Here is a 12,350-nt window from a genome sequence, read left to right as displayed (position 1 = left end):
CGCCGGGCTCAGGCGGTGCGGTCGGGCTGTCCCGCCGCCCGGCGGTGCCGACCGCCCGGCGTGGGAGCGCCCGCCGGTCGCCGGCCCGGCGCACCCGGCCCGGCGGGAACGATCCTGCGGGGCCCGGCCGAGGTCGCCGGCACCGGCCGGTGTTCGGCGGGCACCACGGGCCGCTCGGCGGGCACGGGCTGCTCGGCGGGCACGACGGGCCGGTGCTCGGCGGGCACGACGGGCACGACCGGCCGGTGCCCGGCCGGCGGGGTGAGCCGGGAGGTGACCGGCACGCGGGCGACACCGACCACGATCGGCGGGGCGAGCAGGTCCACCATGTGGGCGGGAAGGTCGGGGCGGACCGCCGGCCAGCGGGAGTCGTCGACCGACCAGTACGCCGTGTCCGGGCGCTCGGTCACCCCCTCCCGGGTCGACGGATCGTCACCGGGCACACGGTGCTTGGCCATCGGAACTGCCTCCACGAGCTGCGGGGTGCGGCCCTGCGGGTCGCTGCGGCGGACACCGGGGCCAACGATCCCGCCGCCGTCCCGGTGACGCCCCGCACCCCTCCCCGCCTGGTCCCCGCCCCGCGACGGGCGATGGGTCCACCCGCCGCCGGGCGAGAGGCCCACCGCCGGGCGAGAGGCCCACCGCCGGGCGAAGGGCCACGGCCAGGCAGGGCCACGGCCAGGCAGGGCCGACGGCCGGGCGAGGGCCCACGGCCGGGAAGCCGACGCGGGCCCTCGACCAGAGCGGGGCGGTTCGACCAGAGCGGGGGCGGTCAGTCGAAGATCGGGTCGCGGTCCCGGGAACGCTTCAGCTCGTAGAAGCCCGGGGTCCCGGCGACCAGCAGGACGCCGTCCCAGAGCCGGCCGGCGGCCTCGCCCTTCGGCGCCGGGGTGACCACCGGGCCGAAGAAGGCGACCGTGCCGCCGTCCGGGCCGGGCGCGTGGATCACCGGGGTGCCGACGTCGGTGCCGACCGGACGCATGCCGGCCTCGTGGCTGGCCCGCAGCGCCTTGTCGTGGTCGGTGCCCTCGGCCGCGTCGGCCAGCGCCGGGTCGAGCCCGACCTCGGTCAGCGCGGCCACGAACAGTTCCCGCCCGAGCTTCTCCCGCCCGAGGTGGATCCGGGTGCCCAGCGCGGTGTAGAGCTTGCGTACGGCGTCCTGGCCGTACCGCTCCTCCACCGCGATGCAGACGCGCACCGGGCCCCAGCCGGTCCGCATCAGTTCCTGGTACTGCTCGGGCAGCTCCCGGCCCTCGTTGAGCACCGACAGGCTCATCACGCGGAACCGGACGTCCACGTCCCGAACCCGCTCCACCTCCAGCAGCCAACGGGAGGTGATCCACGCCCACGGGCAGAGAGGGTCGAAGAACATGTCTACGGCGGCACGCTCGCTCACGGCTGGTCCCTTCACGACGGATGCGCCGGCTTCCCGGCGCCTTCTGCGATCCTCACCCCCACGGGCATCGACCGACAGCAGAATGAGAGCGTGACCTCGCCCACCACGGGGTGTTCGTGCATGGAAGACTCGAATCCGGCCGCCACGAACGGCCGATGACGGCGCCAAGAGGCGTGCGGCGAGACGGGATGGAGACGAAAAGTGCCGGGAGTGCGCAACCTGACGCAGGTCGAGGCCACCGAGCGGGCCCGCCTGCTCGACGTGACCGGATACGACATCAGTCTGGACCTCTCGTCCGCCGTACGGGCGGCGGAGGGTCGCACCTTCCGCTCGACCACCGAGGTCCGGTTCCGGTGCGCGCAACCCGGCGCGAGCACCTTCATCGAAGTTGCCGCCGACTCCGTACGGTCCGCGACGCTGAACGGCGCCCCGGTGGACCTGAGCGACTGGTCGGCCGAGAAGGGCCTGACCCTGTCGGGACTGGACAGCGACAACACGCTGGTCGTCGAGGCGGACTTCGCGTACTCGAACAGCGGGCAGGGCCTGCACCGCAGCGTCGACCCGGTCGACGGCGAGACCTACCTCTACAGCCAGTTCGAGACGGCCGACGCCCAGCGGGTCTTCGCCTGCTTCGACCAGCCCGACCTGAAGAGCGTCTACACCTGGCACGCCACCGTCCCGGACCACTGGAAGGTGGTCTCGAACATGCCGGTGGAGCGGGAGGAGGCGGCGGGCGAGGGGCTGAAGACGGTCCACTTCCCCACCTCGGTGCGGATGAGCACCTACATCACCGCTCTCTGCGCGGGGCCGTACCACGAGGTGCGCGACACCCACGACGGCATCGACCTGGGGGCGTTCTGCCGGGCCTCGATGGCGCAGCACCTCGACTCGGACGACCTCTTCCTGGTCACCAAGCAGGGCTTCGACTTCTTCCACGAGCAGTTCGGCGTGCGCTACCCGCTGCCCAAGTACGACCAGCTGTGGGTGCCCGACTTCAACGCCGGCGCGATGGAGAACTTCGGCTGCGTCACGCACGCCGAGGCGCACTACCTCTTCCGCTCCCAGGTGACCGACTACGAGTACGAGCAGCGGGCGAACACGATCCTGCACGAGCTGGCGCACATGTGGTTCGGTGACCTGGTCACCATGCGCTGGTGGAACGACCTGTGGCTGAACGAGTCGTTCGCCGAGTGGGCCAGCCACTGGTGCAACACCCACGCCACCCGCTTCACCGAGGCCTGGACGACCTTCCTGTCGATCCGGAAGAACTGGGGCTACCGTCAGGACCAGCTCTCCTCCACCCACCCGGTCTACTGCGAGATGCCGGACCTGGAGGCCGTCGAGGTCAACTTCGACGGCATCACCTACGCCAAGGGCGCGAGCGTGCTCAAGCAGCTGGTCGCGTACGTGGGTGAGGAGCCGTTCCTGGCCGGGCTGCGGGCCTACTTCGCCAAGCACGCCTGGGGCAACGCCACCTTCGACGACCTGCTCAGCGAGCTGGAGACGGCCTCCGGCCGGGAGCTGCGCAAGTTCGCCGCCCAGTGGCTGGAGACGGCGCAGGTCAACACCCTGCGGCCGGAGCTGACGATCGGCGCGGACGGCAGCTACGAGCAGGTGGTCGTGCTCCAGGAGGCGCCGGCCGGGCACCCGACGCTGCGTACGCACCGGATCGGGGTGGGTCTCTACGACCTGACCGACGGCCGGCTGGTGCGCCGCGAGCGCCACGAGGTCGACGTCACCGGGGAGCGGACCGAGGTGTCCGCGCTGCGCGGCGTGCCCGCCGCCGACGTGCTGCTGCTCAACGACGACGACCTCACCTACACCAAGCTGCGCCTCGACGAGCGGTCGATGGCCACCGTGGTGCAGCACATCGCCGGCTTCGAGTCGTCGCTGGCCCGCGCGCTGTGCTGGACCGCCGCCTGGGACATGACCCGCGACGCGGAGCTGGCCGCCCGCGACTACGTGGCGCTGGTGCTGGCGGGGCTGCCCGCCGAGACCGACATCAACCTGGTCAACGCCGCCCTGCGCCAGACCATCACGACGCTCACCTACTACGCCGACCCGGCGTGGGCGCCGACCGGCTGGGCGCAGCTGGCCCGCACCGCGCGTACGGCGCTGGCGGCGGCGGAGCCGGGCAGCGGATTCCAGCTGACCTGGGCCCGCGCGTACGCCAAGGCGGCCCGCTCGGCCGAGGACCTGGCGACCCTGCGCGGCTGGCTGGCCGGCAACGACGTCCCGGCCGGCCTGTCCATCGACACCGAGCTGCGCTGGGCGCTGCTGGACGCGCTGGTCGCCAACGGCGCGGCCGGGACCGCCGAGATCGAGGCCGAGCTGGCCGGCGACCGGACGTCGAGCGGCGAGCGGGAGGCCGCGTACGCGCACGCGCTGCTGCCGACGGCGGAGAACAAGGCCGCCGTGTGGGCCGAGCTGACGGGCCCGGAGGCGCTGCCGAACTGGCGCAACCGGGCACTGTTGCAGGGCTTCATCCACCCGGCGCAGGACGAGCTGATCGCGCCCTACCGGGAGAAGTACTTCGCCGTGGTGGACCAGGTCTGGGGCAGCCGGGACAGCGAGCCGGCGCAGGAGTTCGTCCAGCTGGCGTACCCGATGTTCCTGGTGGACGACGAGACGGTGGCGGCCACCGACGCGTGGCTGGCCGGCGACGGTCAGCCGGCGTCGCTGCGCCGGCTGGTGGCGGAGGGCCGCGACGGCGTCGTCCGCGCCCTGCGGGCCCGCGAGCGGGACGCCCGCAGCGCCTGACGTAAGCGTCAGCACACGGTGAAGCCCGGTCCGCGTGGCGGACCGGGCTTCACCGTGGTGGTGCGGGTCGTCTCCGGACGGTCAGCCCTTGCCGGCGTGGCTGGCGAGCTGGTCGAGGCCGATGATGATGCCGCCGGTCAGGTCGCCGCCGCCGAACGCCGCCACCATGGAGAGCGCGGCGAGCCGGGCGTAGGTGTCGGGGATGCGCTTGCGGGCGTGCCGCCCGGTGACGATCTCCAGCTGCCGCTGGTTGGGCGACACGGCGATCAGGACCGACTTGTCGGGCTCGGCGAGCTGGCGGTGCAGCCGCTCGGCGTGCTCCCGGATCGGCTCGTCGAGGCCGCCGACGAACACCGAGAAGACCAGGCCGGTGCCCTGGTCGGCCAGGCGCAGGGCCTCGTCGATGCGCAGCAGCTGGCGGGTCGAGAACGGCCCGTCCAGCACCTCGGGCGGGTTACCCGTCCCGGCCTGCTTCTCACCAACGGTCACTTGCGCCTCCGGTTCCACCGGCCGGCGCCTCGATGCCGGCCTGCTCCTGCTTGCGGCTGGTCAGCGCCGGCGCCTGCGCGCCCGCTGCCAGGGCGGTGCCGGCCGAGTCGGCCAGCTGCTCCGGCCGGCCCAGGAACCAGACCGGAGTGAAGTCGAAGGGCCGGCCCGGCCGGTAGCGCCTGGCGCCGCCACCGCCGCCGCCACGGCTACCGGCGTACGCCAGACCGGCGATCACCAGCACCGCGGCCGCCGGGATGCCGACGAAGACCAGCAACGTCTCGGTTACAGACAATCCCAACGCCCCCAGGCGGAAGAAGAGACCTCAAGGATCCGGGTCGGGTGGACGATCATGGCGCCGACCGCCCGACACCGTCGCCATTCACGTTAGCGGAGCCCACGGCCCGCCAGATTGCGGGGTGGCGATCCCATCCGCCACTGGAGTGCTCCAGTTGCGCAGCCGTGGCGATCAACCTCGCGTCGTCGCCGTACCGACCGGTCAGCAGGACCCCCACGGGCAGCCCCTCGGCGGTGACGCCCACCGGCAGGGAGACGGACGGATCACCCGTGACGTTGAACACGGCGCAGTACGGCGAGAAGCGACGTTGCCGGTCGAAGTCCTCGGCCGGGTCGCCGCCTTCGGTGAACCAGCCCAGCGGCGCCTGCGGCGCGGCGAGGGTGGGACAGAGCAGCAGGTCACAGCCGGCGGTACGGCGCACACCGAGGCGTACCTGCGCCTGGAGTTCGCCGAGCGTGGCGGTGAGGGTGCCGGCGGAGATCTCCGCCGCCCGGGCCCGCAGGTGCCGGGTCAGCGGCAGCAGCGCGCTCTCCCGCCCCGGCGGCACGGGCGCGAGCGCCAGCACGTACCAGACGATCTCGAACAGCGGCCACACGGCGGGCCCGAGGGGCGCGGGGACGTCGACCACCTCGTGGCCGGCGGCGGTGAGCAGCGCCGCCGCCCGGTCCACGGCGGCGAGGCAGTCGGGGTGCACCGGCTCGTCGGCGAGCATCGGGGCGGTGAACCGCCCGACGCGCAGCCGCCCCGGGTCGGCCGCCCGGGCCGCGCCGAGCCAGCCGCCGGCGGGCGGGTCGGGCGCCAGGTAGGGCTCGCCGGGCACCGGCCGGGCCAGCACGTCGAGCAGCGCCGCCACGTCGGCGACCGTACGCCCGATCGGGCCGTTGGTGGGCAGGCCGTAGGCGCCGAAGCCGACCGGCCCGCCGGAGACCAGGCCGCGGCTCGGCTTGTAGCCGACCAGGCCGCACAGCGAGGCGGGGATGCGCAGCGAGCCGCCGCCGTCGGAGCCCTGGGCGACCGGCACCAGCCCGGCCGCGACGGCCGCCGCCGCTCCTCCGCTGGAGCCGCCGGCGGTGTACGCCAGGTCCCACGGGTTGCGGGCCGGGGGCGCGACCAGCCCCTCGGAGTAGAGCGAACAGCCCAGCTCCGACGTGGTGGTCTTGCCCAGGCTCACCAGCCCGGCCCGCGCCATGAACCGGACCACGTCGGCGTCCACCGGCGGCACGAAGTCGGCGAACGCCGCCGAGCCGAAGGTGGTGCGCACCCCGGCGGTGAGGGTCAGGTCCTTGATGGCGGTCGGTACGCCGTGCAGGGGGCCGCGCTCGTCGGCGGGTACGGCGTCGGCCGCGCGGGCCGCCACGCGGGCCCGCTCGCTGGTGACCGTGACGAACGCGCCGACGGTGTCGCCGAGCGCGTCGACCCGGGTCAGGTGGTGCTCGACCAGCTCGACGCTGGACAGCTCGCCGCGCGCGATCGCGGCGGCCTGCTCCAGCGCGGTCAGGTCGTGCGGCTCGGCCATCCCCTCATCCTGCCCGCCCGTGTCCCGCTGCGCCGCGCGACACGGCCGGCCGCCGGGCGCGACGCGCCCAGTTCCTCTGCCCGGCCCCCAAGGCTCGACGATCGAGGAGTACCGGGACACCTGCCCGCACTCCTGAGTCCCTCTGCTCCGGAGCCGTCGCGCGCACTGGGGGCCGCGACGGCTCCGGATCTCACCCCTGCCCCGCGGTGCCGAGGAAGCGCAGGGCGTTGCCGCCGAGCAGCAGGTCGCGCTGCTCGGCGCTGAGGAAGTCCGCCTCGCGCACCACCCGGCCGACCGGCCGCTCCCCCAGCGGGTACGGGTAGTCGCTGCCGACGAGCACCCGATCGGCGCCCATCGTGTCGACCAGCAGCCGCAGTGCCGGCGCGGAGAAGACCACCGAGTCCACGCAGAACCGGTCGACGTAGGAGCTGGGCGGGGCGGTGGAGGCACCGCGTACCAGGTCGCCCCGGCGGTGCCAGGCGTTGTCGGCGCGGCCCAGCCAGAACGGGAAGCTGCCGCCGCCGTGCGCGAAGCAGATCCGCAGCGTGTCGGGCACCCGGTCGAAGACGCCGCCGAGGATGAGCGCCAGCACCGACAGGTGCGTCTCGGCGGGCATCCCGGCGAGCCAGCGGGCCATCCACCGGTCCAGCCGGGGGCCGCCCGGCATGTCCCACGGATGCACGAAGACCGGCGCGCCCACCTCGGCGCAGTGCGTCAGGAACTCCACGATGCCGGCGTCGTCCAGGTCGCGGTCGCCGACGTGGTTGCCGATCTCCACCCCGGCGTGCCCGGCCGCGAGGCAGCGGTCCAGTTCGGCGCAGGCCGCCTCCGGGTCCTGCAACGGCACCTGACAGAACGGCACCAGCCGGTCGCCGCCGGCGGCGGTGACTTCCAGGGTCAGGTCGTTGAAGATCCGCGCCACCTTCACCGCCTGGTCGGCGGGACGGTCGTAGCTGAAGAAGACCGGGGTGGGCGAGACGACCTGCACGTCCACGCCGTCGGCGGCCATGTCCCCGAGCCGCGTCGGCGCGTCCCAGCACTCCGCCCCGATCGGGCGGAACTCCGTCTCCCCCACCATGATCATGGCCGCCCGCTCGGAGTCGACGCGCAGCCAGGGCCAACCGGACCCGCCGCACGCCGCGCCGAGGTCCGGCCATCCCTTCGGTACGACGTGCGTGTGCACGTCGACCACCGGAGGCCGCCCCTGCCCGGGCCCGGCAGGCATCAGCCCTTGCCCGGGTGCAGCGCGCCGCAGTTCGCGCAGGTACGCGCGGCCTCGTCGGCGTAGAACGCCGCGAAGACCGGCGGCAGGTCGGCGGCGATGTCCCGGACCTGCAACTCGACCTCGTGCACCTTGTGCCCGCACTCGGTGCAGTACCACTGGAACTTCTCCAGCGTGCCCTCCTCGCGGACCCGCTCCACGACCACGCCGATCGAGCCGGCCTCGGGCCGCTGCGGCGAGTGCGGGGTGTTGCGCGGCAGCATCCACATCTGGCCCTCGCGCACGTGCACCGTACGCGGCCCCTCCGGGAGCATCAGGTTGATGTGCATGTTGCCCTTGACCTGGTAGAAGAACTCCTCGTACGGGTCGACGTGGAAGTCGGTGCGCTGGTTGGGCCCGCCCACCACCATCACGATGAAGTCGTCCCCACCCGGGAACATCTCCTTGTTGCCGACCGGCGGCTTCAGCAGGTGCTGGTTCTCCGCGATCCAGCCGGGGAAGCTGAACGGCTCCGCGATCTCACTCACGACTGACCTCCTGACGGAAGAAGGGCCACGGCCTGGATCTCGATGAGCAGGTGTGGGTGGGGTAGCTGGTGGACGGCGACGGTGGTGCGGGTGGGGCCGGTGGCGTCGAAGTACTCGGCCCAGACCTGGTTGTAGCCGCCGAAGTCGTTCATGTTGACGAGGTAGGTGGTGACCTGGACGAGGTCGGTCAGGTCGGCGCCGACGGTCTTCAGCAGGTCGGCGATGTTGTCGATGACGGCGCGGGTCTGGGCGCGGATGTCGAGGTTGGTGGTGCCGAGCTCGTCGACCTGCACGCCGGCGAAGGTGTTGTCGGGGCGGCGGCTGGAGGTGCCGGAGACGAAGACGAAGCCGCCGGCAACCTTGACGTGGGGAAACGCGCCTCGGGGTACGGCTTTGCCGGCGACGACGTGCGCCTGCGTGCCCGTGCCGTGGCCTGCGCGCGTGTCGGGGCCGGCTGTCGTGCCGTGGTTCGCGGTCGTGTCGTGGTTGGTGGTCATGCTGCTGCTCGCAGGGAAATGGTGCCGAGGTGTTCGACGACGACGCGGACGTGGGCGCCGGGTTTCAGGGGGACGGCGGCGGTGGCGGCACCGGCGAGGAACACCCACCCTTCGCGCAGGCGTACGCCGTGGCGTCCGGCCAGCCGGATGCCCTCGTCCAAGGCGCGGCGGGGGTCGCCGAGGATCGCGGCGGTGGAGCCGACCTGCGCGACCCGTCCGTCGATCTCCAGCAGCACACCCAGGTTGTCCAGGCCGTCGGGCACGGGTGACCAGGCGCCGATGGTGAACGCGGCGGCGGAGGTGTTGTCGGCGATCACATCCGGTAGGGAGAAGCTGAAGTTGGCGTAGCGGGAGTCGATGATCTCGATCGCCGGCGCGACGGCGCGGACGGCGTCGGTGAAGTCCCCGACCGGCTCGCCGGGTTCGGGCAGGCGGTCGAGCAGGAACGCCACCTCCGGCTCGACGCGGGGGTGGATGAACCTGCTCGGGTCGAGGGTGCCGCCGTCGGGAACACGCATGGTGTCGGTGAGGCGGCCCCAGATGACCTCGTCCACGCCGACCTGCGCCATCTTCGCCTTGCTGGTCAGGCCCATCTTCAACCCGACCAGGCGCTCACCCCGGTCGAGGCGACGCTGGATCAACGCGGTCTGCACCGCGTACGCCGCATCCACATCGAGACCGGTCTCGGCGGCCAGTTGTGGGATGGCGGTGGCGGTGTCGGCCGCCACGCCCAACCGCTCGGCGATACCGGCGGTGTCCGGCCCGATCATGGCTTCTCCCTCGTTCGCGACTGCGCGGCTCGCACACCCGGCTCGATCCTCACGCTCACTGTCTCGCGCCCGTCTGCGCGCGACCTTCGGCGAGGTCCAGTGCCACGTCCACGATCATGTCTTCCTGCCCGCCGACCATCCGACGGCGTCCCAACTCGACCAGGATCGACCGCACGTCCACCCCGTACTTGTCCGAGGCGCGTTCGGCATGCCGCAGGAAACTCGAATACACCCCGGCGTAGCCGAGGGACAGGGTTTCCCGGTCGACCTGCACGGGCCGGTCCTGCAACGGGCGCACGATGTCGTCGGCGGCGTCCATCAGGGCGAACACGTCACAACCGTGCTCCCACCCGTGCAACTCCGCCACGGCCACGAACACCTCCAACGGCGCATTCCCGGCCCCGGCGCCCTGCCCGGCCAGCGACGCGTCGACCCGCACGGTGCGCCCATGGCTCGCCTGGTCGCTCACCGCGGCGTCGCCGAGAATCCGGCCGTGCTCGACCGCCACCACGCTGTTGGCGACGCCGAGGGACAGGTTGTGGTGGGCGTGGATACCGATCTGCGTATCCGGTGCCAACACCTGCCGGTACGCGTCCACCCGCTGCGCCACGTCCGACATGAGCAGTCGGCCGCCAGAGTCGGTGACGTAGACACAGTGCGCCCCGTACGACTCCATCAGCTTCGCCTGCCCCGCCAGACCGGCCGGATCGTTCATGTGCGACATCATCAGGAACCCGGACACGTCCATGCCGTTCTCCCGCGCCCACGCGATGTGCTGCGCCGAGATGTCGGCCTCCGTGCAGTGCGTCGCGATCCGCACACTCGTCACGCCCAGGGCCTTCGCCGCCTTCAAGTCGGCGATGGTGCCGATGCCGGGCAGCAGCAGGGTGGTGAGTTTCGCGTTCGTCATCACCTCGGCCGCCGCCGAAATCCAGTCGGCGTCACTGGCCGCACCATGGCCGTAGTTGACACTCGAACCGGCCAGCCCGTCACCGTGGGCGACCTCGATCGCCGCCACCCCGGCCGCATCGAGCGCGGCGGCGATCGTACGGACCTGCTCCACGGTGTACCGGTGAGCCACGGCGTGCATGCCGTCGCGCAACGTCACGTCCTGGATGTACAGATCAGTCACGACAGCACCCCCGAAGCAGCCTCGGAACGCACCGCCACCAGCCGCTCCGCCGTACGCAACGCCGCCGACGTCATGATGTCCAGATTCCCCGCGTACGCCGGCAGGTAATGCCCCGCACCGGAGACCTCCAGGAACACCGACACCTGCAACCCGCTCAGACGCCGCCCCAACGACGGCACATACGCGTCCACGAGGTCGAACTGCACGTCCTGCTTCAGGCGGTAGCCCGGCACGTACTCCTGCACCGCCGCCACCATCTCCGCCACCGACCCGGCGATCGCCGCCCGATCCGCGTCAGCGTCCTCACACAGGCAGTACACCGTGTCGCGCATCAACAACGGCGGATCCGCCGGATTCAACACGATGATCGCCTTACCACGATCAGCGCCACCGACCACCTCGATCGCCCGCGCCGTCGTCTCCGTGAACTCGTCGATGTTCGCCCGCGTCCCCGGCCCCGCCGACCTCGACGCGATCGACGCCACGATCTCCCCGTACACCACCGGCGTAACCCGACCGACGGCCGCGACGATCGGCACCGTCGCCTGCCCACCACACGTCACCATGTTCACGTTCCGCTGATGCAGATGCTCGTCCAGATTCACCGGCGGCACCACATACGGACCGATCGCCGCCGGCGTCAGATCCACCACGAGGCGACCATGCGCCGCCAACACCGCATCGTTACGCCGATGCGCACCCGCCGACGTGGCATCAAACACCAACTCCACCTCGGCGAACTCCGGCATCGCCACGAGACCGTCGACGCCCTCGGCAGTCGTCGCCACACCAAGCCTGCGGGCCCGCGCCAGGCCGTCGGAGGCGGGGTCGATACCCACCATCGCCACCATCCGCAGCGACTCCGACAACCGCAGCACCTTGATCATCAAATCGGTACCGATGTTGCCCGACCCGATCACCGCAACCCCGACGCTCACGACGCCTCCTTCGAGAAGCACGTGCGGACAGAGCCCAGACCGGAGATCCGCGCCTCGTACGCCGCGCCGGGCGTCACCGGCACCATCGGGCCGAGCGCGCCGGACAGCACCACGTCCCCGGCGCGCAGCGGGTCACCCGAGCGGGCCATCGTCTGCGCCAGCCACTGCACCGCGTGCAACGGATTGCCCAGGCACGCCGCCCCTGCGCCGACCGACACAGGCTCCCCGGCCTGTTCGAGGACCATCCCGCACAGCCTCAGGTCCACGTCGGCGAGCCGACGCGGCGTGGTGCCGAGCACGAACAGGCCGCTGGAGGCGTTGTCCGCCACCGTGTCCACGATCGAGATGTCCCACCCCGCCACCCGCGAATCCACGATCTCGATCGCCGGCAACACATGATCCACCGCCCGGATCACATCCGCACTGGTGATCCGCTCATCCGGCAGATCCGCGCCCAACACGAACGCGACCTCCGCCTCCACCCGAGGCTGCAACAGCCGGCCCATCGACACCTCGGCCCCGTCGGGCACCGCCATGTCATCGAGCAGCACACCGAAGTCCGGCTGGAACACGCCGAACGACTCCTGCACCGCCCGCGACGTCAACCCGATCTTCGCGCCCACGCGCCGGTGACCCCGCTGCAACCACTGCCGTGCCTGAAGCTGCTGCACCAGATAGGCCGACGTGACGTCGCCCTCCGGCAACAGCCGCCCCCGCAGCGGCGGACACGGCTTACCGCTCTCCCGCGCCTCGACCAGATCCCTGGCGGCGGCCTCGTAGTCGACGCTCATCTCGGGCTCCTCGCCGC

General features: G+C 72.3%; 13 protein-coding genes. 1 reads left to right on the top strand and 12 read right to left on the bottom strand.

The window, feature by feature from the left end; genetic code table 11:
• Positions 1–8: 8 nt before the first annotated feature.
• Together ACGFIG_RS05180 and ACGFIG_RS05175 are read right to left on the bottom strand one after the other, a co-directional pair.
• Positions 9–458 carry a hypothetical protein gene (locus tag ACGFIG_RS05180; RefSeq protein WP_392999287.1) on the bottom strand — a complete coding sequence of 150 codons (450 nt, stop codon included), beginning with the start codon at positions 456–458 and terminating at the stop codon, positions 9–11.
• Positions 459–772: 314 nt separating this feature from the next.
• Entirely contained in the window at positions 773–1,396 is a 624-nt protein-coding gene (locus tag ACGFIG_RS05175; protein WP_392999285.1) for a disulfide bond formation protein DsbA, read from the bottom strand.
• Positions 1,397–1,606: 210 nt separating this feature from the next.
• Here ACGFIG_RS05175 and pepN point away from each other — a divergent pair, with 210 nt between their 5' ends.
• Positions 1,607–4,156 (top strand): aminopeptidase N, encoded by a 2,550-nt coding sequence (gene pepN, locus ACGFIG_RS05170; RefSeq protein WP_392999283.1) that lies wholly within the window; start codon positions 1,607–1,609, stop codon positions 4,154–4,156.
• An 81-nt stretch (positions 4,157–4,237) separates the two neighbouring features.
• On the opposite strand, the gene ACGFIG_RS05165 is transcribed toward pepN, so the two are convergent.
• The 10 genes from ACGFIG_RS05165 to ACGFIG_RS05120 form a co-directional block, all read right to left on the bottom strand.
• Positions 4,238–4,645, bottom strand: a complete 408-nt coding sequence (locus ACGFIG_RS05165; RefSeq protein WP_392999281.1) for a DUF5130 family protein — start codon at positions 4,643–4,645, stop codon at positions 4,238–4,240.
• On the bottom strand, positions 4,632–4,919 hold the full coding sequence (locus tag ACGFIG_RS05160) for a hypothetical protein (RefSeq protein ID WP_392999476.1): 288 nt from the start codon (positions 4,917–4,919) through the stop codon (positions 4,632–4,634). The genes ACGFIG_RS05165 and ACGFIG_RS05160 overlap by 14 nt, the downstream gene beginning before the upstream one ends.
• A 73-nt stretch (positions 4,920–4,992) precedes the next feature.
• On the bottom strand, positions 4,993–6,456 hold the full coding sequence (locus tag ACGFIG_RS05155; RefSeq protein ID WP_392999279.1) for an amidase: 1,464 nt from the start codon (positions 6,454–6,456) through the stop codon (positions 4,993–4,995).
• Positions 6,457–6,646: 190 nt separating this feature from the next.
• Positions 6,647–7,681, bottom strand: coding sequence for an amidohydrolase family protein (locus tag ACGFIG_RS05150; protein WP_392999277.1), 1,035 nt, complete (start codon positions 7,679–7,681; stop codon positions 6,647–6,649).
• Positions 7,681–8,205, bottom strand: coding sequence for a 3-hydroxyanthranilate 3,4-dioxygenase (locus ACGFIG_RS05145; protein ID WP_392999275.1), 525 nt, complete (start codon positions 8,203–8,205; stop codon positions 7,681–7,683). Before ACGFIG_RS05145 ends, ACGFIG_RS05150 begins: the two co-directional genes overlap by 1 nt.
• Positions 8,202–8,702 carry a RidA family protein gene (locus tag ACGFIG_RS05140; protein WP_392999273.1) on the bottom strand — a complete coding sequence of 167 codons (501 nt, stop codon included), beginning with the start codon at positions 8,700–8,702 and terminating at the stop codon, positions 8,202–8,204. Before ACGFIG_RS05140 ends, ACGFIG_RS05145 begins: the two co-directional genes overlap by 4 nt.
• On the bottom strand, positions 8,699–9,472 hold the full coding sequence (locus ACGFIG_RS05135) for a 2-keto-4-pentenoate hydratase (RefSeq protein ID WP_392999271.1): 774 nt from the start codon (positions 9,470–9,472) through the stop codon (positions 8,699–8,701). The genes ACGFIG_RS05140 and ACGFIG_RS05135 overlap by 4 nt, the downstream gene beginning before the upstream one ends.
• Positions 9,473–9,527: 55 nt before the next feature.
• Complete coding sequence (dmpG, locus tag ACGFIG_RS05130; RefSeq protein ID WP_392999269.1) at positions 9,528–10,604, bottom strand: 4-hydroxy-2-oxovalerate aldolase; 1,077 nt, start codon at positions 10,602–10,604, stop codon at positions 9,528–9,530.
• Positions 10,601–11,542, bottom strand: a complete 942-nt coding sequence (locus ACGFIG_RS05125; RefSeq protein ID WP_392999267.1) for an acetaldehyde dehydrogenase (acetylating) — start codon at positions 11,540–11,542, stop codon at positions 10,601–10,603. The genes dmpG and ACGFIG_RS05125 overlap by 4 nt, the downstream gene beginning before the upstream one ends.
• Complete coding sequence (locus tag ACGFIG_RS05120; protein ID WP_392999474.1) at positions 11,539–12,333, bottom strand: 2-keto-4-pentenoate hydratase; 795 nt, start codon at positions 12,331–12,333, stop codon at positions 11,539–11,541. Before ACGFIG_RS05120 ends, ACGFIG_RS05125 begins: the two co-directional genes overlap by 4 nt.
• Between the last annotated feature and the right edge of the window lie 17 nt (positions 12,334–12,350).

It is taken from the genome of Micromonospora sp. NPDC049048 (genome assembly GCF_043197615.1).
Taxonomy (GTDB): Bacteria; Actinomycetota; Actinomycetes; order Mycobacteriales; family Micromonosporaceae; genus Micromonospora.
Note: the sequence above shows the minus strand (reverse complement) of the source record. Positions and strands in the feature narration are given on the sequence as shown.

Excerpts from the sequence above, each read along its gene's own strand:
- ACGFIG_RS05155 (WP_392999279.1), bottom strand. The coding sequence starts at position 6,456 with ATGGCCGAGCCGCACGACCTGACCGCGCTGGAGCAGGCCGCCGCGATC.
- ACGFIG_RS05140 (WP_392999273.1), bottom strand. The coding sequence starts at position 8,702 with ATGACCACCAACCACGACACGACCGCGAACCACGGCACGACAGCCGGC.
- ACGFIG_RS05180 (WP_392999287.1), bottom strand. The coding sequence starts at position 458 with ATGGCCAAGCACCGTGTGCCCGGTGACGATCCGTCGACCCGGGAGGGG.
- ACGFIG_RS05135 (WP_392999271.1), bottom strand. The coding sequence starts at position 9,472 with ATGATCGGGCCGGACACCGCCGGTATCGCCGAGCGGTTGGGCGTGGCG.
- ACGFIG_RS05150 (WP_392999277.1), bottom strand. The coding sequence starts at position 7,681 with ATGCCTGCCGGGCCCGGGCAGGGGCGGCCTCCGGTGGTCGACGTGCAC.
- ACGFIG_RS05120 (WP_392999474.1), bottom strand. The coding sequence starts at position 12,333 with ATGAGCGTCGACTACGAGGCCGCCGCCAGGGATCTGGTCGAGGCGCGG.